Annotated in this window: 26 protein-coding genes and 1 pseudogene; 15 read left to right on the top strand and 12 right to left on the bottom strand. The window is 48.2% G+C overall.

What is annotated here, in order from left to right:
- Positions 1-305: 305 nt before the first annotated feature.
- Positions 306-755 carry a VOC family protein gene (locus LJA86_RS08050; RefSeq protein WP_177317574.1) on the bottom strand — a complete coding sequence of 150 codons (450 nt, stop codon included), beginning with the start codon at positions 753-755 and terminating at the stop codon, positions 306-308.
- A 488-nt stretch (positions 756-1,243) separates the two neighbouring features.
- Here LJA86_RS08050 and LJA86_RS08055 point away from each other — a divergent pair, with 488 nt between their 5' ends.
- Both LJA86_RS08055 and LJA86_RS08060 read left to right on the top strand, forming a co-directional pair.
- On the top strand, positions 1,244-2,425 hold the full coding sequence (locus LJA86_RS08055; protein WP_229225978.1) for a diguanylate phosphodiesterase: 1,182 nt from the start codon (positions 1,244-1,246) through the stop codon (positions 2,423-2,425).
- Between the two features lie 271 nt (positions 2,426-2,696).
- Positions 2,697-3,353, top strand: a complete 657-nt coding sequence (locus LJA86_RS08060) for a TetR/AcrR family transcriptional regulator (RefSeq protein ID WP_045903081.1) — start codon at positions 2,697-2,699, stop codon at positions 3,351-3,353.
- 51 nt (positions 3,354-3,404) lie between these two features.
- Here LJA86_RS08060 and LJA86_RS08065 read toward each other — a convergent pair whose 3' ends face one another.
- Together LJA86_RS08065 and LJA86_RS08070 are read right to left on the bottom strand one after the other, a co-directional pair.
- Positions 3,405-4,388, bottom strand: coding sequence for an MDR family oxidoreductase (locus LJA86_RS08065; RefSeq protein ID WP_028013340.1), 984 nt, complete (start codon positions 4,386-4,388; stop codon positions 3,405-3,407).
- Positions 4,389-4,831: 443 nt separating this feature from the next.
- Positions 4,832-5,050, bottom strand: coding sequence for a hypothetical protein (locus tag LJA86_RS08070; protein ID WP_229225979.1), 219 nt, complete (start codon positions 5,048-5,050; stop codon positions 4,832-4,834).
- Positions 5,051-5,512: 462 nt separating this feature from the next.
- Between LJA86_RS08070 and LJA86_RS08075 the strand changes: the two genes are divergently transcribed.
- A complete protein-coding gene (locus LJA86_RS08075; RefSeq protein ID WP_110973592.1) occupies positions 5,513-6,406 on the top strand; it encodes a LysR family transcriptional regulator in 894 nt (297 codons plus the stop codon).
- Between the two features lie 57 nt (positions 6,407-6,463).
- Here the strand turns inward: LJA86_RS08075 and LJA86_RS08080 are convergent, their stop codons facing one another.
- From LJA86_RS08080 to LJA86_RS08100, 5 genes are all read right to left on the bottom strand, one after another.
- On the bottom strand, positions 6,464-7,051 hold the full coding sequence (locus LJA86_RS08080) for a LysE family translocator (RefSeq protein ID WP_229225980.1): 588 nt from the start codon (positions 7,049-7,051) through the stop codon (positions 6,464-6,466).
- A gap of 277 nt (positions 7,052-7,328) precedes the next feature.
- Entirely contained in the window at positions 7,329-8,015 is a 687-nt protein-coding gene (locus tag LJA86_RS08085; RefSeq protein WP_229225981.1) for a replication protein P, read from the bottom strand.
- Complete coding sequence (locus LJA86_RS08090) at positions 8,012-8,929, bottom strand: replication protein (protein WP_229225982.1); 918 nt, start codon at positions 8,927-8,929, stop codon at positions 8,012-8,014. Before LJA86_RS08090 ends, LJA86_RS08085 begins: the two co-directional genes overlap by 4 nt.
- An 84-nt stretch (positions 8,930-9,013) precedes the next feature.
- A complete protein-coding gene (locus tag LJA86_RS08095) occupies positions 9,014-9,565 on the bottom strand; it encodes a toxin YdaT family protein (protein WP_229225983.1) in 552 nt (183 codons plus the stop codon).
- A gap of 2 nt (positions 9,566-9,567) precedes the next feature.
- Positions 9,568-9,786, bottom strand: a complete 219-nt coding sequence (locus LJA86_RS08100) for a transcriptional regulator (RefSeq protein ID WP_229225984.1) — start codon at positions 9,784-9,786, stop codon at positions 9,568-9,570.
- 13 nt (positions 9,787-9,799) lie between these two features.
- Here LJA86_RS08100 and LJA86_RS08105 point away from each other — a divergent pair, with 13 nt between their 5' ends.
- The 12 genes and pseudogenes from LJA86_RS08105 to ttcA all read left to right on the top strand — a co-directional run bounded on the left by LJA86_RS08105 (position 9,800) and on the right by ttcA (position 19,961).
- The gene (locus LJA86_RS08105) at positions 9,800-10,270 is read left to right on the top strand and encodes a helix-turn-helix domain-containing protein (RefSeq protein ID WP_229225985.1); all 471 of its coding nucleotides are present in this window, start codon (positions 9,800-9,802) and stop codon (positions 10,268-10,270) included.
- A 55-nt stretch (positions 10,271-10,325) separates the two neighbouring features.
- Positions 10,326-11,165: a ParA family protein gene (locus LJA86_RS08110; protein ID WP_229225986.1), complete on the top strand. Its 840-nt coding sequence runs from the start codon at positions 10,326-10,328 to the stop codon at positions 11,163-11,165.
- A complete protein-coding gene (locus LJA86_RS08115) occupies positions 11,158-11,544 on the top strand; it encodes a hypothetical protein (protein WP_148746213.1) in 387 nt (128 codons plus the stop codon). Before LJA86_RS08110 ends, LJA86_RS08115 begins: the two co-directional genes overlap by 8 nt.
- Complete coding sequence (locus LJA86_RS08120; RefSeq protein ID WP_227160055.1) at positions 11,544-12,206, top strand: hypothetical protein; 663 nt, start codon at positions 11,544-11,546, stop codon at positions 12,204-12,206. The genes LJA86_RS08115 and LJA86_RS08120 overlap by 1 nt, the downstream gene beginning before the upstream one ends.
- Before the next feature lie 286 nt (positions 12,207-12,492).
- Positions 12,493-12,648, top strand: a pseudogene (locus tag LJA86_RS08125) (hypothetical protein); the annotation flags it as partial.
- Positions 12,641-12,805, top strand: coding sequence for a YdaE family protein (locus LJA86_RS08130; protein WP_229225987.1), 165 nt, complete (start codon positions 12,641-12,643; stop codon positions 12,803-12,805). The pseudogene LJA86_RS08125 and the gene LJA86_RS08130, both read left to right, overlap by 8 nt.
- 140 nt (positions 12,806-12,945) lie before the next feature.
- Positions 12,946-16,083, top strand: coding sequence for a RecE family exodeoxyribonuclease (locus LJA86_RS08135; RefSeq protein WP_229225988.1), 3,138 nt, complete (start codon positions 12,946-12,948; stop codon positions 16,081-16,083).
- A gap of 9 nt (positions 16,084-16,092) precedes the next feature.
- Positions 16,093-17,178 (top strand): RecT family recombinase, encoded by a 1,086-nt coding sequence (locus LJA86_RS08140; protein WP_214605186.1) that lies wholly within the window; start codon positions 16,093-16,095, stop codon positions 17,176-17,178.
- Between the two features lie 38 nt (positions 17,179-17,216).
- Complete coding sequence (locus LJA86_RS08145) at positions 17,217-17,459, top strand: DUF4060 family protein (RefSeq protein WP_020882485.1); 243 nt, start codon at positions 17,217-17,219, stop codon at positions 17,457-17,459.
- Between the two features lie 64 nt (positions 17,460-17,523).
- A complete protein-coding gene (gene xisR / locus LJA86_RS08150) occupies positions 17,524-17,736 on the top strand; it encodes an excisionase family protein (protein WP_072060267.1) in 213 nt (70 codons plus the stop codon).
- A 1-nt stretch (position 17,737) separates the two neighbouring features.
- Positions 17,738-18,976, top strand: a complete 1,239-nt coding sequence (locus LJA86_RS08155; protein WP_229225989.1) for a site-specific integrase — start codon at positions 17,738-17,740, stop codon at positions 18,974-18,976.
- A gap of 49 nt (positions 18,977-19,025) precedes the next feature.
- The gene (gene ttcA / locus LJA86_RS08160) at positions 19,026-19,961 is read left to right on the top strand and encodes a tRNA 2-thiocytidine(32) synthetase TtcA (protein WP_048223561.1); all 936 of its coding nucleotides are present in this window, start codon (positions 19,026-19,028) and stop codon (positions 19,959-19,961) included.
- A gap of 42 nt (positions 19,962-20,003) precedes the next feature.
- Here the strand turns inward: ttcA and dbpA are convergent, their stop codons facing one another.
- The 4 genes from dbpA to LJA86_RS08180 all read right to left on the bottom strand — a co-directional run bounded on the left by dbpA (position 20,004) and on the right by LJA86_RS08180 (position 24,231).
- The gene (gene dbpA / locus LJA86_RS08165) at positions 20,004-21,377 is read right to left on the bottom strand and encodes an ATP-dependent RNA helicase DbpA (protein WP_229225990.1); all 1,374 of its coding nucleotides are present in this window, start codon (positions 21,375-21,377) and stop codon (positions 20,004-20,006) included.
- Between the two features lie 27 nt (positions 21,378-21,404).
- Positions 21,405-21,569 (bottom strand): hypothetical protein, encoded by a 165-nt coding sequence (locus tag LJA86_RS08170; RefSeq protein ID WP_304665500.1) that lies wholly within the window; start codon positions 21,567-21,569, stop codon positions 21,405-21,407.
- A gap of 292 nt (positions 21,570-21,861) precedes the next feature.
- Positions 21,862-22,845, bottom strand: coding sequence for a zinc transporter ZntB (gene zntB, locus LJA86_RS08175; protein WP_023292275.1), 984 nt, complete (start codon positions 22,843-22,845; stop codon positions 21,862-21,864).
- Positions 22,846-23,088: 243 nt separating this feature from the next.
- Positions 23,089-24,231 (bottom strand): methyl-accepting chemotaxis protein, encoded by a 1,143-nt coding sequence (locus LJA86_RS08180; protein ID WP_069719081.1) that lies wholly within the window; start codon positions 24,229-24,231, stop codon positions 23,089-23,091.
- Positions 24,232-24,387 lie beyond the last annotated feature (156 nt).

The raw sequence follows: 24,387 nt of genomic DNA on the forward strand, positions 1-24,387 counted from the left end.
GATTTTGCAACGATTAAAGAGTGTTAGAAGGATGGATCGCCTGCAGGCTTACAGGTATATGTTTTAAGTACGATATGGGGCAGATCTCAGATTTGGAGGTCTACACAATAGTTATGTTGAATAGATTTCAGCAGAGTTTGGTGCAGTTTCGCTACTAAATTGTGGCTTAGAAATGAGATTAATAAAATGAAAATCTGTAAAGGCTAATATGGAGCTTGCTGTTACTAGCAACAAATTAATCAGCAAGCTCTAAAACGATATGAAACATTACCAGAGCGTAATGTAATCCAACCGGTTATCGAAATTTACTGAGATGCAGGCACTGTATCATAATGACGAAAAGCCTCGATCCCGACTTTCTGACCATAAGAAAGTTCAAGTGTGTTACCATCAGGATCAGCGAAGAAGACATAATAACCTACCGGTTCTCCTGCCTGAACCGGTTCTTTTCGCAAGATGCCTTCCATTCTGGCCATCGCTACCTTATTGTCGATTTCTTCAATGCTTGAACAAGCTACTCCCAAGTGACCAAAATTACCTAAAGGGGTGTCAGCCACAGCATCAACCTGGACAAGGACAAGCGCAAAAGGGCGAGTTAGGTCACTTAACCACGCGACTTTACGTGCCTCCGGAAGGTCAGGCTCTCGCCTGTGTACGACTTCCATGCCAGCATAACGGCCGTAAAAATCGATACTTTTTTCCAAATCTCTAACAACAAACGCAACGTGCGTAAAACCGACATCAATCTCTTTCATTAGGCTAATCCTTTAACTATCTCCAGAATCGCCATTTTAAAAGCTCAAGTTAACTTGAGGTCAAGAGACTTTCAATCAGTGATTTTGCTGGATTTCTTGCACGTATTGTTCAATGTCGTTCAGGGTTGCAGCCTATGCTAACTAACTCCAGCAAAATGAAGATAAGGCCCGCTACACACAGAAGAAAAGATAAAGTTAAAGCCGCAATAAAAACCATTCGAAACTCCATGTAATCATTTTTACTACCACAATCTTAGAATTAATTTTTACTTTATCACGTGTGCACACCAGGCGATTTGATGTTGCAGAGCCAAACATATCTCGCGGGCTTTAACCACGTTTATTGATTGGTTTTTTTGTGAAGCATTTTACCCTTCATAGACAATTTTAAGGTCACAGAACTCTTTTTTGTAAATTTTTTCAGTAAAATAGCACTAACTGACCTTTCGCATGCTACTTTAGTAGAAAATCCTTTAAAGTGTGCAACTATGCTTACCACTCTCATCTACCGAAGCCACCTGCGAGCTGATACACCAATTCAATCCATAGTTGACATGGTTAGTGAAGCCAATTCCCGAAATGAACGTGCGGGGGTAACTGGTGTTTTACTTTTTAATGGCGTTCATTTCTTCCAGCTTCTGGAAGGAGATGAAACCGCTGTAAGGCAAATCTATAAAAAAATTTGTATGGATGCACTTCACTTTAACATTGTAGAACTCTTATCCGATTATGCCCCCTATCGACGATTTGGTCGCTCAGGCATGGAATTAATTGATATAAGACTATTCAGTAAAGAAGAGTGTCTGGACAGGGTTCTTCAACGTGGAACAACCAAACATAAATTGCTTTACAACGACAGAGCATTACGGTTTTTCCGTACATTTATAGATTCTGCTGAGACAGACAGCTATTATGAACTTCCTGATAGATACAGTTGGTTTTTTTCATCCGATCAAATAAATGTATCATCGGTTGATCCCGATATTATCGAAGACATGCATGCAGTTATAGACCCTCTGGCTGCTCAAATTCATTCTTTTGTCTTGAGTGCAAAATCAGATAAAGACGATATAAAAGCCAATAATTTATTTTTTGATTTGGAATCGAAGAGAGATTTGTTAAAAATCGCAGGGAGTTTCATTACCTCTTCACAACGAGTATCAATAACACTCCTGCCTTTAACCTTACTGAGGGTACCTAATGCGATTGAGATATTGCTCGATTACATCAGAGAAAGTAACTTATACCCAGAACAAGTTATAGTTGAGTTTTCAGAGAGCGAAATAATCCCTGAAATTGATGAGTTCGCGCATTCAGTGCAGATACTCAAAAGTTGCGGTTTAAGCGTTGCTATTAATGACTTTGGTGTAGGAAATGCAGGTTTATTGTTTCTTTCAAAATTTCAGCCTGAGAAGCTAAAAATACACCCTCAACTAATCCAAAACATACATAAAGACGGTTCCAAACAGGCGATACTGCAAAGCTTAATACGTTGCGGCGAACTTTTAGAGATAAGGATTTGTGCAACAGGTGTCGAACAACCAGAAGAATGGATGTGGTTAGAATCCGCTGGGATATTTTGCTTCCAGGGCAATCTTTTTTCAAAATATGATAAAAATGGATCTTTAACGATCTTCTGGCCAGAATCTAATGAGTTTAAAGAATGTTAAAATGAAACTTGAGACATTCTTCTGTGATAAGCAAAGTGTAATGTCCGATAAGTACACAAAGCGGGCGCAGCCAATTCGTTGCTGCACTCACTAATAAAATTTGACATGAGGGACAGCAAGGTCGCTCATATGCGCTGAAGTTGAGTTAAGTAAGACGGTATTGAGACTTGTAGTTGGCAATGGTGCCCTTCAAAAATGCCGAGGTGAAACTGGTTGTAGCTGTTAGGCAAAATCACTTATTCTTTGCCGCTAAACATGTAGGAGAAGAGCCATGACCAGTGAAATCCGCAGACGGGGAAGACCACGTAAAACAGAGAGCACCTATGCAGATACTCGTAATGATCTGATCCGCAGCGGTCTTGAGTTGCTGACGCAGAATGGTTTTCTTGCAACTGGAGTCGATGCCATTGTCAAAAATGCCGGTGTGCCTAAAGGCTCATTTTATTATTACTTCAAGAGCAAAGAGGAGTATGCGCAGGCCGTCCTCCATGCCTATGACAGTTTCTTCGAGCATAAACTTAAAAAACACCTTCATGAACCTTTATGCGAACCAATGTTACGGCTGGAAAATTTTATCCACGATGCCTGCAACGGGATTAAAAAGTACAATTTTACCCGAGGCTGCCTTGTTGGAAATATGATGCAGGAAAGTCCGGGACTGCCACAATCCTTTATCCAGCAGCTACAAGATGTTCTTGAGAGCTGGCAAGAACTTGTTGCTTCCTGTCTGTCCGATGCACTAACTTCAGGCGAAATTTGCTCCGAAATGAACGACAAACAACTGGCAGCAATTTTCTGGAGTGGCTGGGAGGGTGCCGTTATGCGTTCCAAACTTTATAGTTCAACCCAACCTGTGTACGATTTCTGGAACTATTTCAAAACATCTGTCCGTTACCAGTCGTCGCAGGAAGCAACTGAAGTACAGTAAAAGAGGAGCCGTTAGCGGCCCCTCGTTCGATCTGCAACTCCGTATCTATAATTAGCTACATTCAATTACCGCTCGGCCGCGAATTCCGCCATTCAGAAGTTTTTCGGCTACAGTGATGGCCTCACTTAGCGGATATACAGTCGTCAGGCTATCCAGCCTGGACTCTGGTAAATGCTTTAACGCCTGCTGCCAGATCGCCGCTCTTTTCTCTTTCGCGAACATGACACTATCAATCCCTTTCAGCGTAACACCACGAAGAATAAACGGAGCCACATTTCCCATCAACTCCATACCCTGAGCCATGCCACAGGCTGCAACAATACTGCCATAGCGTACCCCTGCACAGGCGTTACAGAGCGTGTGGCTGCCGACTGTATCAATGGCAGCAGCCCAGCGTTCTTTTTGTAAAGGTTTGCCCGGGCTTGAAAGCTCAGCACGGTTAATGATGTCGTTCACCCCGACCGTTTTATATAGCCACGAGGATTCTTCCGGCCGACCGGTAGAAGCGGTCACATGGAAGCCCATAGACGAAAGGATCATGGCCGCAATACTACCGACACCTCCACTGGCACCGGTAACAAGTACGGACCCATCTTCAGGCTTAACACCATGATTGAGCAGCGCGTCGACACACAGCATCGCGGTAAACCCAGCCGTCCCGATAGCCATGACGTGTTTGCTATTTGCGCCTGCCGGAAGCGGCGTCAGCCAGTCGCCTTTCACTCGTGCTTTTTCAGACAGCCCACCCCAGTGTTTTTCCCCTACACCCCAGCCTGTCAGTAGAACCTTATCTCCGGGCTGATATTCAGGATGTGAACTGGCGGACACCGTACCGGCAAAATCAATGCCTGGCACCATTGGAAAGTGTCGGACGATTGGGCCTCGGCCCGTAATGGCAAGCGCATCTTTGTAGTTGATGGAGGAATATTCAATATTTACCTCAACATCCCCCTGCGGCAGCTCACTTTCAGCAATTTCAACAAGTTGCGCACTGTAGCGTTCATCTGCTTTGTTTATTAATAAAGATTTAAACACTTTCACCTCGTCTATTTGGGCGTTTATCGTTCAGTTATTAAGTCATGTACAAATAATATTGACCGATCGTCTAATAATCAATCCTACTATCCCAGTATTTTGTCAGGATTCAAGACTTATTATTTTTTTCATAGGCTTAACGCAGTCATAATTGATCAGTGTCAAGCTGGAGGTGGGTAAACTAATACATAGCGAAATGTAAGCGGATCCGGCGGGTGCAAAGGCAATGCTTCAGTACTCAGTTGATAACGGTAAACCCAGCAGGCTTAGATTGTTGGCCTCATTTTCGCTCACAGGAACCAGTTCATCTCTACCCCCTCCCACCAGCATTGATCCAATTAAATTTGGCTTTAAAAGCTCAGCTGGTATCGAACGGTCAGCGATACTTGCGCAGCAAACGCGCCGCGCAAATACAGTGTTGGCTTACCTTTAATCAAAAGTGCTCACGCCTGCATACCCTTCCCCCTTGCGATGTTAATTCTGTCAATGCATTCCCTTAATGCTTTGACTTGCTCAGGGGTAAGTTCAGATTCATCGATTGTGGCCAGAAGAGCGTTGAGGGAGTGCTCAATATCGTTTTTAGTCAACCGTAAACAGATAACCTTAACCCAACGTGGCGAGAACTTGCTGAGGCCGATTGCTCTTGTGATGCGTAGTTTCATGAGATGCCTCTTAACCGCCAGTGGTGGCGATTTCAAACTCGGTTATAACACACGTGGAGAAGACTTATGTGTTTATTTCGCCATAGAAATTTTCTAAGGGTCGTTTCGCTTGAAGACAATCAGGCTTTCAGTAAACATCTAAGTTGATTTTCCAGCATGTCACACAAGCGCCTCGTCATAACCCGAAGCGGCTTATCACGTGAAGGTAGTGTTTACGGTCATACACAGGCTGAGACGTCAGCTTTGTGCCAGGAGCGGACATTGCTAACATCGTGCTATGTTAGTTTGCGGGGAGCAGATCATTACCTCTCATTACTAATGATATTTTTCAATGTTCAGGTTTCCAACTTTGGGAATCTTCGATAAAAAAAGAAACTTTGGCGGTAAATAAAAACATGATAGTTTTATGGTTGATAGAACAACTCTCACGCTTAAAGTTAATGAGTGAACTCAGGAATAGTAATGATTGATGATATCCGTTACCTGATTGTTTTTGCAAAAATTGTACAAGCTGGATCGATTTCAGGTGGCGCAGACGCTTTAGGGCTCACTACCGCGACAGCAAGCACACATCTTTCTAAGCTGGAGAGAAATCTGGGAAGTGCTTTGCTATACAGAAACACGCGAAAATTATCGCTGACCCATGATGGGGCAAGTTTGCTCGAAACTGCAAACTCTATGTTAGAACTGTATGAAAAGGGGTTTATCGAGTTTAAACAGCGCTCTATTTCAACAAGTAATAAGCTGAATCTGTCAATTCCTGCAGTTTTTATAAATAGTGTTTTTACTCGTCATCTTGCAGGATTTATAAAGGAACATCCGGACGTTTCCCTGAGTATTTCTTATAGCGACACTCGTAAAGATATTATTGCCGATAGTATAGATGTTGCATTTCGAATTGGCGAACTGCCCGACAGCACACTCAAAGCACGGCATCTTTTTGTATTACCCCGACACGTTGTTGCTTCAAAGAAACTTCTTAGCAATTATCAGCCTATCAACCATCCTAATGACTTAGAAAAAATGCCCTGGATTGGTCTGAGCATGCTGAAGGGCAGTCGAGAGTTCAGGCACAAAAATGGAGAGATAGCTTTAATTAAGTATACGCCAACGGTGTACGTTGATAATGTCGAGGCTGCCTACACTCTAGCAAAACATCAGGTTGGAATCGCAGCCCCTCCTTGCTATCTCAGCAAAGAGGATATTAAGCGAGATGAAATACAGTTGGTTCTCCCTGACTGGTCATTGGAACCACTAAAAGTCTATGCAACCTGGCCTTCTAATATATCTACCAACAGTGTCGCTTACACGTTAATTAATAGTATTTACAACTCCTTTGAATTCAAAATATTATGATTGATTTAAGACTTCAATAATGTAAAAGAGCAATTCCAGCCAATAAGGGAAAGTGGCTTATTGAGCCAGAAACATGTAGAAGGCAGTGGTAATCAGTATCCCACCCATGCAGAAATTAAATGCACGGATGCGTCCAATGCTATTAAGCAATGTTGAGATATTCTTTCCAAGGACAGCCCATGCAGCTAAAGAGAGGTAGCAAACGATAAAATATATTATTATGAAGATTATTAACGAAGTGTTATTTGATGGTTCAGAAAATAATACCACTCCGGATGCGCAGGCAATCCAGGCTTTTGGGTTGAGCCATTGAAGTAAAAAACCCTGAGTGAAACTAGGCGCCTCTGATTTTGTTAATGATAACTCAGATCTTGATGATGCTATCTTATAACCTATGTATATTATAAAAGCTGAGCCAGCCACGTTGAGATATTTGAAGAAAAGTGGATATTTCTCAATGGAAGCGTAGAACCCAAAACCAATGACTATAAGTAATAGAGTAAATCCTATTGTAGCACCTGAGACGAATGGGAAAGTTCTTCTGAATCCATAGCTCGCTCCAGATGATATAATGACCATATTGACTGGCCCTGGAGAAATTGACATGGTAAGGGAGAACAAAAACATTGCTATTATTAAAGTCATTTTCTCTCCATATGCATTATATAATAAAGCGTTTTTATTGAATGACTACGTTCCTGACTATCCTCATAGTCTATCGTAAAAAACAGGCAGATAAAGTAGGATTTCTAAAAGAGTGTATTTGATTTTTTCACATAATCTTTTAATAATGTCGGGGATTTAACCAGCCAATTATTATTAGCAAGTTCCTCATGTTCAGCTACCAACTATTACCCTTTGGGATTCATCTAATGAATGCAGCATAATGTCCGCTCTTCGCTCATAACAGACCATTTCCTCACTATGCCCTGCCATCGGCTTTCATCAGCTGATATTTGGCTTTCAAAAGCTCTGCCGGTGTCGGCCCCTTCGGCGATACCGGCGCTGCCAACGCCCGCCGAACAGGCGGAATCGGCTTACCGGCCAGCACCCGCTTTTCCCACATACCCAGAAGATCACCGGCCTCACGCTCGAGTTCTTTGTGACACAGCTGGCCATCAGTTCCCCGGCGCCGCAGTTCCAGACAGATGTGGTAATAAACCGGCTTAAGCCACGGATATTGCTCGCTGCTCGGGTACCGAAACACCAGCTTGCGCCACTTCCAGTATTCGGCCATCACATCAGCGACGGTGATCCCCAGTACGCTGTGCCCTTCCCTGCACCACTTGATGAACTGGCCTGGCGAAGGCAGGAATGGGCGCTCCTGGCGACGCACCATTCGCATGCCCGCTTCAACCTGTTCCAGGGTGGTGATCCCGTTTTCTTTGAAGGCCAGCACCCACTGACGGCGGATCTCATTCACGTCTTCCTGACTGCGATTAACCAGGCTTGCCGGGAACGCGGCCGCCAACTGTACGAAAAGCCCGTTGATAATCTGCGCCACCTGCTGCGTTTGTTCGCGTTCGGTGTACTGCTCAGGCATGTTGTGCGCAACGCGGCGAGCCTGTTCCCGGTCAAAATTGCGCATGTTCTCGGCAAGATTTTTCATTCCAGCACCCCGTCAATCCAGTCGGTGTTATGCAGGTCGATGCTGCCCCGGGATGGCTTTACCGTTCCGGTTGCACGCAGCCGCTTGGTGGTGAGCTGATCCCACTGCTTGCGCAGACTCGAAGGGCTCAGGATGTTGTCTTTCCAGAACTCGTCCCGGTTGGCCCACTGGAACAGGTCACAAATTTCGTAGTGCGTGCGCTTGTCCTGGACACGCATCAGCCTGATGGTGTTTGCCCATTCCGCCCAGTTTGGCTCAGATAGCGATGCGTTGACGGTGAGAAGCCTGTCGTAAATCCAGCGTGCGGCCTTGAGGTCGTCAGCGGATCCCCATGATTTACCTGCTGGGGTGTATATCCCGGCGGCAGCTTCTGGATGGCGTGAGAGAAACTTTTGAGTTTTCTGGTTTCGGGATTCGTCAGAATTCCGAGACGAGGATCTTTTAATATTGTTCTTGTTATAGTCTTGGGTGTCTACCGTTTCCGGGAAGGTTTTTCCCGTTTTCGGTAACACTTTTCCCGATTTCGGGAAGAGTTTTCCCGTTTTCGGTTTGTCTAAAATCCAGGCGGAAAGGTCAGTATTTATACCGACCGTTTTCATTACGCCCTGCTTTTGACTGAAGATGATTTTGCGTTCTGCGAGTGATTTGAGCGCATCAGAAACATGCGAGTCACTCAGCCCTGTAAGCTCAGCGATCACCGTGTTCGTAACGCGGTCCTGTTTCTTGTTCCAGCCGTAGGTAAGCCAGATCACCGCCTCAAAACATTGCCACTCCCGGCCTGACATTCTCAGACGAGGCTTGAGCTGTTGGATCTCGTTAGCGACCTTGGTATACCCGTTCGACAGGTCGGCCATACGACCTCCCGGTTGTTCGGTTCTGTGGGGGAAATTGATAATTTCAGCTGTGTTTGACATACTTATCTCCGCAATTACACTCCGTTTTTGCACCTGAAAGCCGTTGGTGTTCGAGCACCGCGGCTTTCGCCTTTTCTAGAGTATTCACATTGCCCCCAGCATGGTTGTCACCATCGCCAGCAGCGGCGCCGTAAGGTCCGGATCGACTCTGAACATTTCGAAAATCCCCTCGCCTAACTCCTTTAGCCTTTCCTTCTTCGGTGCATCGAGCATCAGAGCTTGCTTCGCCTCACTCACCTCTTTTTCCATCCTGGCCATGCGATAAGAGAACGATTCGTTCTTTACGACACGGTCGCGATATCGAAGCGGTAATACAGACATGATCGCGGGCACTAGCTGTTCGACGTTTCTCCGGTACGATGCAGAGTCTTCTTTGTTATCCAGCCAGCGGAACAGCTTCACGTTCCAGACATCGGCCTGGCCTGAGAAATCCACGCCATGAAGTTGAAGTTCTTCCGCCGCTTCTTGGATTTGAAGCGCAACAGCTACGCGCCCTTCTGCCGCTGCCCACGCCCGGACTGCAGAACAAATATCGCGATGATCAATATCCAGCACTGCCGATTCGCTTTGATGACACCGGAATATCAGAGGATTAGAGGAAGCTCTGCTACTCTGTTGAAATGAAACAGTTTGCATTGTTAAGGCTCCTGTTTAGGTAAACCGTCTGTTGGGTTTGGGTAGAGATCAGGGCGTAGTTCGTGGGGAGTGACACCTGTGGCTTCATAAACTTGAAGTACTCTCTCAGCGGGAATTCCATTACTTCGCCACAACGAAACAGCCATTTTGGAAACACCAACCAATCTACTGAGCGCACTGGCCGAACCAGATTGGAGAATTGCATGTTCAATACCAGTCATAGGACCTCCTTAATTGAGCGAAGTAAAGCACCCATTTACCACAAAGTCAATCAACGCATGCCTACCTTCAAGTAAAGCTATTGTTTACAATTCAGGAATGAACACTAAAGATACGAACCAAGGCCTGATAACCCGGCTGACCGAGTTGAACAAAAAAGGTTTCTCAAAAACTGAGATGGCCAAGGTTGCTAATGTCAGTAAACAAGCAGTCACCGGCTGGTTCCGAACCGGGAAAATAAGCAAGCAATCTGCACTGGCAGTTGCAGAGGCTGCAGGGGTCTCTGTTCCCTGGCTTTTGGGTGAGGATGTTGGCGAAAAAGACGGCTTAAAAGCGGATGAGCAAAGGCTATTAGAATTGTATCGACAACTCCCTGATGACGAGGAGAAACAAAACTTCCTTCGAGTTTTATCTCTTCGCTTGAGAGAGTTGGATGCCATGTACGAGAAGTACATGAGAGGAAGGATTCGTTCGCAAGATGATTAGATTAAAAACGTATAAATAATTGAATTTATAACCCGAATTTTAGCAAGGAAAGATTATGCCAGCATCGGTAATTAGCTTTATAAATATGAAAGGTGGGGTAGGTAAAACAACGCTCTGTGTTGGTATTGCGGAGTTTATGGCTAACTATCTTGGAAAAAAAGTCCTTGTGATTGATGTTGATCCACAATTCAATGCAACTCAGTCTCTCCTAGGACATTATGGTCGTGTAGATGAATATCTTGATCAATTACAAACAAATAAAGTAACAATACGTAGAATTTTTGAGGTTCCAACATCTATTATGGATACGGCCCAAGCCGTTTCCCCTTCAGATGTCATTACGAAAGTTTCTGAAAACCTGGATGTGATTCTTGGTGACATAAATATAATCTTTGATACTTCTCAAGAATCAGTGAGAATATTCAAAATCAAGAGATTTATCGACGATAATAATCTTCGTGACCATTATGATTACATTTTCTTGGATAGTCCTCCAACAATATCTATTTTCACTGATGCTTCTCTTGTTGCTTCTGATTTTTATGTGGTCCCTGTAAAAATCGATCACTATTCAATTTTAGGCGCGACCAGTCTTGTTAGCGTGGTGCGAAATGTAAGACATAATCATAACCCGAATATCAAACATTTAGGATTTGTGTACACCAACACAGACGAAGAACTGACATTAAAAACAAGTAAAATAAAAGATAACTTCGAAGAGCAATTTAATGCATTTTATTTTTTTGAGAACAAGTTATCATACGTAAGAGATTTAATGGTTGGGCAACAAGGTAATATCCCTTCTTGCTATGCTAAGTCAAGAAGTGATATAAGCGCAATTTCGACAGAGTTCATGTTAAGAGTTAGCCAACTAATGGTGAGTGATAATGGATAAAGAACAATATAGCACTCTAACAAGATTTGCCCATGGCGGAGTCACAAAGGAGTCTGCGATAGGTCTGTTTGTGACCATAGTCCTTGATAAAGAACTGTTAAAAACGAATCAAGATGTAAAAGATTTTGTTGAAAGTGTTTTCAATATTATCTTATTACCGTACATAACTCGCTCAAGAACTCTTATTTGTGCAAAAATGTGCCGTTTCTTAGTAAACAAAGACAGAAAAGAAATAAATTACTTTGGCATTATGACTCGTTCATATTTTGAAAATATTTTTTCAAAAGAGTATGAACTTCAAAGTAATAAAAAAAGAAGCACAGCGCTTTCAAATATGGAACTGTGGGTATCCAGAATGCTTAAGAAAGGCGATAACTAATGCTTTCGAACGATCCCTATGGCAATAGAGCGGAAACTGAAAGATTCCGCCGCGAGGTAGCAGCGTATTTTAAAGATGAATCAGATATAAATACCTTAGTGAGTGTTTTTAAACATGTTAGAATTTTTAGCATGATTATTGAATTGAATAATAATCTGTCACATAAATCACATGTAAAGGGTATAATATATGATTCTTTAAATTCGATTATCGCAATTCTAAATAAAAGAGAACGATATTTACAATTAAATCTCCGCTCAATGATAGAACATATAGCAAGAATTGCTTTGAATAAGACATATTCTGGTGGTGACTTTGATGGAACTGTGCGTAGAAGAGATTTCGATTACCTAAAAACTAATAGAAGAAATGAAAATTGGAATTACTTACATAATGTTTATATTAATGCCTGTCATTATGTCCATTTTTCACCGCAAGCAAACCTCAATACCTCAGCAACTTTCTTACAATTGATAGTTAATGATTGCCATTCATCACAAAAAAATCTCATTCGTAATTTACATAGATTAACAAGTTCCGTAATGGAAACATACATGATTTATTTTCATGATGAGGTTGCAAGCACATTTTATAGATCTATGGCAGACCTGAAGTATCTTCTTGGCAATAGTTTGTTTACCAAATTCAAAGGGCTAAACTGATCCATCCCTCTAGCCCAACAGCCTTACTTATCTTCAATTACTCGTGATCCCAGCCGCAGCGCTGGGATTTTTTTTGCCCAAATCCTGCATTTTTTTATACAACAAAACACCAGGTAAAGTGTTGGTGTACTTTACGGTATTGCATGGATTGACATGCGGGTAAAGTAGTGTTTTACTTAAAACATATGACGCACTACGAACCACCAAGGCATGGAGCCCACGAAGTAGCCGCCGACGGCATATGAAGAGTCGGATGAGTGGATAGATTAACGCGCATCAGGTGTAAACGTTCCGCTGGCCGGCGATAAGGCAAACGAGGGTGAAAATGATTGATTTCGCACGCAAACCAGGACGGCAGCAAGCCGTAAAACTGAACTTCTTCGAGGTGATCCTTCGCCGCCTGTGCTACCTGCTGGCGCAAAAGGGGAATCCAGATGTGTAACTCAACGAAATGCGGGTACTGCGGCAAGCCGGTTAAACCGGGGGAAGTAGTCAAAAGTACCCTTCTCTATTGCAACGGCGCACAGCTGGCGCGCAAAGATAAAGAATACTGCTCTGAACGTTGTGCTTCGTACGACCAGATAGCCCACGAGGCATAACGTAAAAGCCGCGCAAGGCGGCCCGTACGTCCGGTGCTCCCGACCAAAGTTACACCGGAAAACTACTTAAAAAACCAAAGTTCACCCAATGGGCGCTATCTCTGGCCCGGGGATCTTACATCCAAAAAAGAGGATCTCACATGGAATTTTTCTATGTAGTGAAGGCTACGCAGAAATCTGGCAAAGAAGACGCAGTGATTTGGTTCACTGCTAAATCAGAAGCCCGTGCCAACCTGCAGCTCGATGTCGAGCTGGAAGATGCAGGTATTGAAACCGGCCGCGGTAAGGATTACTCAAAACCGGTTCGCACCGATTTCCCTGTTTACAACGATCTGCCTGAAGAAAGCACAGTGGATTACACCTGGTGCAAACGCTACGAACTCCAGGACGATGGACGCACCTGGCTACCAAAGGCTGGTGCTGAGTCTAGTGGAGCCGTAGACAACACTGCCGCACCGGAACCGACAGTTAAAGTCGAAACTACCGTCGAGAGTGTTCCGGTTGAAAACCGCACTCCAGCGGTTCGTTATGCCGTCCACCTGACAAGCGACAAATACCAGTCACATATCACTAAAGAGCAGCAGCTGGCTGCCAGCGAAATGTCACTGGATGAAGGTAACACCTATCTCCAGAACCTGCTGCTGGCGAAAAACGACATCCCTGAAGTTGCCGAACTCAGCCTGAACGCTGAGTGGAAACTGGTTCAGGCGATTAAGCAGGTATTCGCGCCAGATGAAGCGCACGAAGTAAAGCTGCTTGCTGCTTTCATGGCCGACTGGTTGAGAGTAGATACCGGCGACCGCAATCAGTTAGTGACAGAGTGGAGAGACGGTAAGCTTTCTCTGCTCAAATCAGAAAACACCAGCAACACCGGCGTAACAACCGGTCATGATCCAGAACCTGATAACGGTATCCAGATTGACGAGAATGATGACGAAGCCACACGTTATCCAGTCGTTCGTATGCCCTTCCGCAAGCAGCTACTCGCTCAGTTTACCGCCGAAGAACTGCGTCACCACTTAACCCGCGAAGAATACGAAGGTATCAGCGCGCTGGAGATGGACACAGACAACAGCTATGCCCAGAACCTGCTGCTGGCGGCTGAAAACTGCGAAGAGGTTAAGGGTTACGATACCAAAGACCTGTGGCGCTACACCGACGCCATTCGCAAGGTGTTCAGCCAGGAGAAGCGCCACGAACTCGCTTTGGTCCTCCGTTTTACCCGAATCTGGGCGGCGACTGATTATATTGACCGCGGCATTCTCGTTCGCGAGTGGGCAGCCGGTAATCGCATCAGTAATGTTCAGCGTACCGATTCTGGTACCAATGCCGACGGCGGCTATGTAACGGATCGCGGCGAAGGCGCGCACCACACTCTGGACTCTCTCGATCTTGAAATTGCCTGTGCACTACTGCCTATGGACTTCCACCATTTCGAAATTCCTTCGAGCGTGTTACGACGAGCCAAAGAAATCGTGGCTAAGAAAGAAGAACCATGGAAATCATGGAGCGCAATCCTGCGTAATCAGCCCGGCGTACTGGCGGTTAACCGTGCGACAATCTTCAATCTGATCCGCATCGCACCAGAGAACATTCATCACACGCCAGCGGCTCATCTTGAGTTTGTGAATAAAACCATGACGGCTGAGTTTAACTCTGCTGTGGAGCTACTGCCGTTGCCTACTCCTGCAGTTGAGACTGAAGCCCCAGTTGAACAACCGCAGGTTGAAAATCTCGGCAGTGGAGTGTTCTCCATCGATTGCCTGATGGGCGGAAATACCGAACCGGTCGCCGATACCTCCTCAAATGAAGTCGAAAAAACGGAAAACGCAGCGGAGACCACCAACGATGTGCAGATGGAAACGGCTAAGCCAGAGAAAGACGAAGATGTTGGTTCGGTACCACCGAGCGAAAGCACTGATGCAGCTAATTCGCAGACAGATTCCATAGCCCCGGAAGAGCAGCAGTCGAAGTCAGTAATCGAATACCCAGCCTACTTCGAACCTGGTCGCTATGAAGGCCTACCGAATGAAGTTTATCACGCAGCGAACGGCATTAGCTCAACCCAGGTGAAAGATGCCCGCGTCAGCCTGATGTACTTCAACGCGCGCCATGTGGCTAAAACTATCCCGCGCACAGCATCCAAAGTACTGGACATGGGAAATCTGGTGCACGCCCTTGCACTGCAGCCGGAAAACCTCGAAGCAGAATTCAGCGTAGAACCTGAGATCCCAGAGGGTGCTTTCACCACCACAGCAACTCTGCGCGAGTTCATCGAAGCGTACAACGCCAGCCTGCCGGCGCTGCTAAGCGCAGACGAGATTAAAGCGTTACTTGAAGAACATAACGCGTCCCTTCCCGCTCCAGTGCCGCTTGGCGCCAGCCTGGAAGAAACGGCTCAAAGCTATATGGCTCTCCCTGCTGAGTACCAGCGTATTGAAGAAGGCCAGAAGCAAACGGCAACGGCAATGAAGGCGTGCATCAAAGAGTACAACGCAACCCTGCCCGTGCCGGTTAAAACCAGCGGCAGCCGTGATGCGTTACTTGAGCAATTAGCAAGCATCAATCCAGACTTGGTGGCGCAAGAAGCGCAGAAACCGACACCGCTGAAAGTGTCCGGCAGCAAAGCAGACATGATCCAGGCTGTTAAGTCGGTTAAGCCCGATGCCATATTCGCCGACGAACTGCTGGATGCCTGGCGCGACAACCCTGGCGAAAAGATTCTGGTTACCCGCCAGCAGCTGGCCACAGCGCGGGCAATTCAGTCTGCACTCCTGACGCACCCGACCGCGGGCATGCTGCTGACACATCCAAGCCGCGCCGTTGAAGTGAGCTATTTCGGTTTCGACGACGAAACCGGATTAGAAGTGCGTGTACGCCCTGACCTCGAGATTGAACTGGACGGCGTGCGCATCGGTGCTGACCTGAAAACCATCAGCATGTGGAATGTGAAGCAAGAAAACCTGCGGGCCAGGCTGCACCGGGAAATCATTGACCGGGACTACCACCTCAGCGCGGCAATGTATTGCGAGACCGCGGCGCTGGACCAGTTCTTCTGGATTTTCGTCAACAAAGACGAGAACTACCACTGGATCGCCATCATCGAGGCGTCAACCGAACTGCTGGAACTGGGCATGCTCGAGTACCGCAAAACAATGCGCGCCATCGCAACCGGATTCGACACGGGCGAATGGCCAGCGCCGATCACTACCGATTACACCGATGAACTGAACGACTTCGACCTGCGCCGCCTCGAAGCGCTGCGCGCTCAGGCTTAAGGGGGATTTATGCATAACACTAACGTTACCGTTGCTGACCAGAACACCGTTATTAACTCCAACGTGGCTTTGTTCGATTCCCAATATCTGAATGCCATCAGCACGTTCGCACAGATTATGGCGCAGGGCACCGCTACAGTTCCTAAGCATCTGCAGGGCAATCAGGCCGACTGCATGGCTGTCGCGATGCAAGCGGCACAGTGGCAGATGAATCCCTTTGCCGTAGCGCAGAAAACGCACCTGATTAACGGTGTGCTCGGGTATGAAGCGCAGCTGGTTAATGCCGTAATTTCACGCAGCGGCGTGCTGGCCAGTCGTTTTGAATATGAGTGGTTTGGGCCATGGGAAAAGGTCGTTGGAAAATTCCATATCCGTAAAGGAGACAAAGGCGAGTACCGCGTCCCGGGCTGGACCCTGGCTGACGAAGCCGGGATCGGCATCATTATCCGCGCAACCCTGAAAGGTGAGGATCAGCCAAGAGAACTCGATTTGCTGCTAGCTCAGGCCCGTACCCGAAACTCTACCCTGTGGGCAGACGATCCTCGCCAGCAGCTGGCTTACCTGGCCGTCAAACGCTGGGCGAGACTGTTCTGCCCGGATGTAATTCTGGGAGTTTATACCCCGGATGAACTCGATGATCGCCGTGAAGAACGAGAGGTAAATCCAGCACCGGCGCAGCACGTTAGCCTTGCAGACATTTCAGGTGACAACGTCACTACTACTCAAACGGCTCAGGAATCAGCTCAAAACATCGATGCACTTGCTGATGATTTCCGTGATCGCATCGAGGCGGCTCAGGATGTGGATAGCGCTAAAGCTCTGCGCGCAGATATTGAAACCGTGAAAGTAACGCTGGGTTCTGCCCTGTTCACTGAGCTGAAAAACAAGGCTGTGAAGCGTTATTACCTGGTTGATGCACGGAACAAAGTCGAAGCAGCCATCAATTCCTTGCCACCTTCAGATGAACCCGATGCAGCTGCGCGGTTCGCAGAGGTAGAGCGCGTTCTTGCATCGTCGAAACGCCATCTGGGCGACGAATTGCATGGTCAGTTCAGCATCACCCTGGCGGATATGAAACCGGAATACGTGGACTAACGAGATCGGGAGGGGAAACCCTCCCTCAAGGAGAAGAAATGCGACTGATTAATAGAGGCAGTAAGCAATCCCCTTTGGCTCGCCAGGCATGTGAAATCGCACTCGCAGCCCACCAGCAAAGATACGGTGACTATGGGCGCAGCAAGATGAAAGAGACTTATACGGTGAGAGTGGAAGGCGTGAAGGTCTGGGTTGAAGTGGTCAACTGCAAGGCAAGTTACGTGGCAACAGCAATGACCGGCATGCGCCGACTGCGTTCCCTGCCCGGCCAGGCAAACTGAAACTGAAATATCAACGACTACAGACCGGCATATCTATACTCATGCCGGTTACCTGAGGTGAACCATGTCGCAGGTAATTTTTAACGAAGAATGGGTTGTTGGCGCAAGGCTCACAGAAAAAACAGGCCTGACCGAACGACAGATTGAGAAGTATCGCCAGGGCTGTTGGGTGGAAGGTATCCATTTTAAACGGGTTTCTCCTTCTGGAGAAAAAACCTTGCGTGGCACAACCTGGTATAACTATCCGAGAATTAATCAGTTAATAAGGGATGCGTAAGATGGCAGCTTTGCCTACAGGTGTCGAAATCAGAAACAATAAGATTTGTATCTGGTTTATGTACCGGGGAAAGCGTTGCCGCGAAATTCTCAAAGGTTGGATTAACACCCCGGCAAACATCAAAAAAGCCGGGAATCTTCGGGCTGTGATCGTTAGTGAGATCAACCTTGGAGAGTTTGATTACAACCAGCGCTTTCCTTCATCTTCCAGAGCAAAAAAAACCGTAACCACTGTTTCAGTTCAAACCTTTTCAGAGCTGTGTGAACTGTGGACGAGCATTAAAGAAACCGAAATTAGCACGAACACGATGCGTAAGACGCGCTCACAACTCGGTACGTTAATGCACATCATCAACGGAGATACGCCTGTTTCAACTATACGCCACAGCGACATTCTGAAATACAGGAAGGAGCTGTTGAACGGTGAGACACTTTACCTGGCAAATCCCAGAAGCAATAAACAGGGACGCACTGTGCGTACCGTGAACAACTATATATCGCTACTGTGCTCCCTGCTTCGGTTTGCACACAAATCAGGCTTTATCAGTGGCAAACCCTTTGAAGGCATCAAGAAACTACAAAAAGGGAAAGTAAAACCGGATCCTTTAACGAAGCAGGAGTTTAGTTTGCTTGCGGAATCCGAGCGTGGCCAAAGCCTCAATATGTGGACATTCGCAGTTTATACCGGTGTCCGTCATGGGGAGCTTGCAGCTCTTGCCTGGGAAGATATCGACTGGGAAAAAGGTACGGCTCATATACAGCGCAATCTTAATGCGTTGGGCATGTTCGGCCCACCAAAAACCGAAGCAGGTAACCGGGTTATTACCCTATTAGAGCCGGCACTTGAAGCCTTGAAAGCACAGCGCAAGCTGACAGCGCTACAGCCAAAAACCGAAATTGTCTTTAATCATCGCGAGTATGGCGCAGTGGAACATCAAAGCCTGCGATTCGTTTTCATACCCCGGATGCGCAAAGGAGAACAGAAAGCCTACTACTCTTTATCGAGCATCGGTGCGAGATTCAACGCAGCTGTAAAACGTGCTGGTATTCGCCGCCGGAATCCGTACCATACGCGGCATACTTTTGCCTGCTGGCTTTTATCTGCCGGCGCTAACCCGTCTTTCATAGCCAGCCAGATGGGGCATGAAAACGCGCAAATGGTTTATGAAGTCTACGGTGCGTGGATTGAAGAAATGAATGGCGAACAGGTGCTGATGCTTAATGATAAGCTGGCACGCTGAAAAATTTTTGCCCCTATTATGCCCCTATTGGCTCCGAAGGTAGTAATAAATGCAAGAAAATCAATCAAATACAAAGAAAGAGCAATACAACCTGAACAAACTGCAAAAGCGACTGCGCCGTAACGTGGGCGAAGCCATTGCAGACTTCAACATGATTGAAGAAGGCGACCGCATCATGGTTTGCCTGTCAGGGGGTAAAGACAGCTACACCATGCTGGAGATCCTGCGTAATCTTCAGCAAAGTGCGCCGGTGAAATTTTCTCTGGTGGCGGTCAACCTTGACCAGAAACAGCCGGGCTTCCCGGAACACATTCTGCCGGAATACCTCGAGAAGCTGGGCGTTGAGTACAAAATCGTCGAAGAAAATACCTACGGTATTGTGAAAGAGAAGATCCCGGAAGGGAAAACCACCTGTTCTCTGTGCTCTCGTCTGCGCCGCGGCATTCTGTATCGTACCGCGACGGAGCTGGGCGCGACCAAAATTGCGCTGGGCCATCACCGCGACGATATCCTGCAAACGCTGTTCCTCAATATGTTCTACGGCGGCAAGATGAAAGGCATGCCGCCTAAGCTGATGAGCGATGACGGTAAACATATTGTCATCCGCCCGCTTGCCTACTGCCGTGAAAAAGACATTGAGCGTTTCTCTCAGGCGAAAGGGTTCCCGATCATTCCATGTAACCTCTGCGGCTCTCAGCCGAACCTGCAGCGTCAGGTGATTGGCGACATGCTGCGCGACTGGGATAAGCGCTATCCGGGTCGTATCGAAACCATGTTCAGCGCCATGCAGAACGTCGTCCCTTCCCATCTGGCGGATGTGGAGCTGTTCGACTTTAAAGGCATCAACCATGACTCAGACGTGGTGAATGGTGGCGATTTGGCGTTTGACCGGGAAGAGATCCCGATGCAGCCAGCAGGCTGGCAGCCGGAAGACGATGACAATCAGTTTGAAGAGTTGCGTCTGAACGTGCTTGAAGTGAAGTAAGCGGTTAGCGTCTCAGAAACACCTTCTGAGACGCCTCATGCTTTATTTCAGCAGGCGTACGCGGCAGGTTTTACCCTTAATTTTCCCGTTTTGCAGCTGCTTCCATGCCTTATGGGCAACCGCCTGGCGAACCGCCACATAGACATGCGCCGGATGGACAGCAATCTTACCGATATCCGCCCCGTGCAGCCCCACATCCCCGGTCAGTGCACCGAGTACATCACCAGGACGCATCTTGGCTTTTTTACCGCCATCAATGCACAGGGTCGCCATTTCGGCCTCCAGCGGCACAAGGCTGACGCCGGCTGGGGGATTCATCCAGTTCAGCTTAATCTGCAGCATCTCAGAGAGAATATTGGCGCGCTGCGCCTCTTCAGGTGCGCAGAAGCTGATCGCCAGACCGCTGTTTCCTGCGCGCGCGGTGCGGCCAATACGGTGCACGTGTACTTCCGGATCCCACGCCAGCTCAAAGTTCACCACCAGTTCAAGCGATTTAATATCCAGACCGCGCGCAGCAACGTCGGTCGCAACCAGCACGCGGGCGCTGCCGTTCGCGAAACGGACCAGCGTCTGATCGCGATCGCGCTGTTCCAGATCGCCATGCAGCGACAGCGCGCTCTGCCCGGCGGCATTCAGGGCATCACAAACCGACTGACAGTCTTTTTTGGTATTACAGAACACCACGCAGGAGGCAGGCTGATGCTGGCTCAGCAATTTCTGCAGGAGCGGTATCTTCCCCTGCTGCGAGGTTTCAAAGAACTGCTGTTCGATCGCGGGCAGCGCATCTACGCTGTCAATTTCAATGGTAAGGGGATTTTTCTGCACGCGGCCGCTGATGGCGGCAATGGCTTCCGGCCAGGTTGCGGAGAACAGCAGCGTCTGGCGATCGGCCGGTGCAAAACGGATCACCTCGTCAATGGCATCGCTGAAACCCATGTCCAGCATGCGATCGGCCTCATCCATGACCAGCGTTTGTAGCGCATCCAGCGAGACGGTGCCCTTCTGCAGATGATCGAGAAGACGGCCAGGCGTCGCGACAATAATGTGCGGGGCATGCTGGAGCGAATCACGCTGGGCGCCGAACGGCTGCCCGCCGCAGAGGGTTAAGATCTTGGTATTGGGCAGGAAACGCGCCAGGCGACGCAGTTCACCCGCGACCTGGTCTGCCAGTTCGCGGGTCGGACACAGCACCAGAGACTGGGTCTGAAAAAGCGCCGCATCGATATGCTGCAACAGGCCAAGGCCGAATGCCGCCGTTTTTCCACTGCCCGTTTTCGCCTGCACGCGCACGTCACGGCCCTCGAGAATGGCAGGTAAGGCGGCCGCCTGAACAGGCGTCATCGTGAGGTATCCCAACTCGTTGAGATTATCGAGTTGGGCGGCGGGCAGAACATTCAGGGTAGAAAAAGCGGTCACTGTAGTCTCTCGTGGTGATCTTTGCAGTCAGATGGCGCGTATCCTCGCAGATCTCGCGGTTCGATGCGACAATTTAATCGGTTCTTCATCGGGCGGCGGGTCCGGCATCGGCTGCGGACGCGGGATAGGATCGGGCATGGGTACCGGATCGCTGGGGATAGGATCGGACTGACGCGATTGTGGCAGTAGCAGAGCGTTAAGGATGCTCATCATTCCCTCCAGAATTTGCTGTCGTCCCTTTTAGGGTAGACGCTGAGAATCAGGAGGCAAAAAAAAAGCCGACTATGAAGTCGGCGTCGTACGAATCAATTGTGCTATGCAGTAATTCAAAAAAGGAAGTAAGACAATATGGAGCGCAACGCCCATCGCTTGACGTTGCATTCACCTGCGGGAGTAATATTGCACCTTACGGGGTATATGTTTATTGACTTCGCTCAATTAAAAGAGCGTTTTAATCCCGGAAAAAGACGAAAAAAGCGTAAATTTACAGCCATTTACTACGATGCAACCACCATGCAACACCCCCAATCAAAACAACTAACATCACGCAAAACGCCGTAAAGCCGTATCGATAAGCGCCCCCGGGAATTCCCCCCAGATTGACGCCAAACAGCCCGGTCAAAAACGTGCTGGGTAAAAACACCATCGCCATCAGGGACATCGTATAGGTTCTTCGCGCCAGCGACTCCTGCATCACCTGCGCGATTTCGTCCGCCATCACCGCCGTTCTGGCAATACAGGAATCAATTTCATCCAGCCCGCGGCCCAGCCTGTCGGCAATATCCTGCATTCTGCGTCGATGGTCGTCGTTCATCCAGGCGAGCCTTTCGCTGGCCAGCCGCGCATACACGTCGCGCTGCGGCGTCATGTAGCGGCGCATCACAATCAACTGCTTACGCAACAAGGCCAGAAAACCGCGCGGCGGGATCTGCTGATCGAGCAGGTTATCTTCCAGGTCGATGATTTTGTCGTGCAGTTCTTCGATAAACTCGCTCGCGTGATCGGTAAGCGCGTCACAGACGTCCACCAGCCAGCTGCCGCAGTCGATCGGCCCGGTGCCCTCTTTCAGATCGTTGACGATGTCATCCAGCGCCAGAACCTTACGCTGTCGGGTGGAGACAATCAGCCCATCGTCCATATAGACCCGCATCGCAACCAGCTGATCCGGACGTTCATCCGTGCTGCCGTTAATACAGCGCAGGGTGATCAGCGTCCCGTCCCCCATTCGGCTCACGCGGGGGCGCAGGCTTTCACCGGCCAGCGCATCGCGCACGTTGTTAGGCAAGAGCGGGGTCGACGCCAGCCAGTCAGCGCTGTCCGGGTGGGTGTAGTTCAGATGCAGCCAGCAGGGATGCGCACTATCGATCACATCATTGTCTTCCAGCGGCCGGGCACCGCCGCGACCGTCCAGCACCCACGCAAAAACTGCGTCTGGAACGTTTAGTTCAGATCCTTTAATGCTTTCCACAGCTCCTCCGCCTTTTAGCTCTTTCGGTGTCAGTCTAGCTTTCATCAGGGGTTAAGCAACAACTATGTATCCCATCGCGCTGAAATCGTTCATGAAATGTACATACCATGCGTTTCGCCCGGCGGCGCTACGCTTGCACGGGCCTACAGTGAAGGGTGTAATATATTGATATTGTGGCAGAGTGTAGGCCGGGTAAGCGCAGCGCCACCCGGCAAGAAATATGGCGAGAGAGTTGCGATTTTGTCAGAGAGAGTGCTCTGGCCGCGGGAGGAAGGATGGCGAGCCGCCAGGTAATGAGGACAACGATCCCTGATCCAGTCTGAAATTACGCGTGCGGGCCTGGAGCTCAATCACCTGATTGCGCAGGACATCAGAGGAGCCGTTGAGTTCCTCCGCCATCGCCACGTTGCTTTGCGTGACCCGCTCCAGCTCCGAAAGAGCCAGCGTGATCTGGGAAATGCCTTTCTCCTGCTCAGAGGTCGACGCGGATATTTCATCCATCAAGCGGCTGACGTTCCCCGACCCCGTCACGATTTCATGCATATTCTTCTCTGCCTGTGACACCACGGTCGCGCCCTGGGTGACGTTACTGCTGGTGACTTCAATCAGCGCTTTGATATTCTTCGCGGCCTCTGCACTGCGGTGTGCCAGGTTTCTTACCTCCTCCGCAACGACAGAAAAACCTTTTCCGTGGTCGCCTGCCCTTGCCGCCTCAACGGCCGCGTTGAGCGCCAGAATATTGGTCTGGAACGCAATGCCGTCAATCAATGAAATAATCTCCGTCATCTGCTGGGCGCATTCGGTAATGGACTGCATATTGTTGGCGACCTGCCCCATCAGCTCCCCGCCCTTACGCGCCTGCAGCGTCGCCACATTCGCCTGTTCGCTCGCCAGGCGGGTGTTATCGGCATTGTTTTTGGTGCTCGCAGCCATTTGCTCCATGCTGGCTGCGGTTTGCACTAAAGACGCAGACTGCTGTTCGGTTTTCACCGAGAGCTGAGCGCTACGGGCCGAGAGCTGATCCGATAAGGTCATGGCGGTTTGCGACGACGCCCTGATCTCGCGCACCAGCGTCGCAATGTTGCCGGAAAGGCTATTGATCCCGGGAATAAGTCGACCCGCGCAGTTATTGCCAAACTCCGGGATAGAAACCCCAAGGTTGCCTGCTGTCACCTCTTCAATACTTCTCTTTACCGTATTGATCGGCGTCACAAGATAGCGGGTCATGTAGACCCAAAGCAAAAATAGCGCAACGAAATTGATAACGTTAAGGGAAATAAAGAGAGAGGACTTGCTGGAAATTAGAACAACGACACCTGCGTTTACCAAAAATAGCGATAAAAGGAACCCGATAATAAAGGTCCTGACACTAATATTTCTTAGCATGATGATACCCACGTTTTATATTTTGGTCGGCATCTAGACTTATAGCATTGGCTCAGACGTTTTTCCTCGCAAACTTCACGGGATTGTTTTTTCGCCGTTAGCAACCTGGGATTTAGCTTAAGTCAGATAAAAAGAGCGTATTAGTGAAAATGTTCT

The organism is Enterobacter sp. TCD1-1, assembly GCF_020567405.1.
Taxonomy (GTDB): domain Bacteria; phylum Pseudomonadota; class Gammaproteobacteria; order Enterobacterales; family Enterobacteriaceae; genus Enterobacter; species Enterobacter quasiroggenkampii.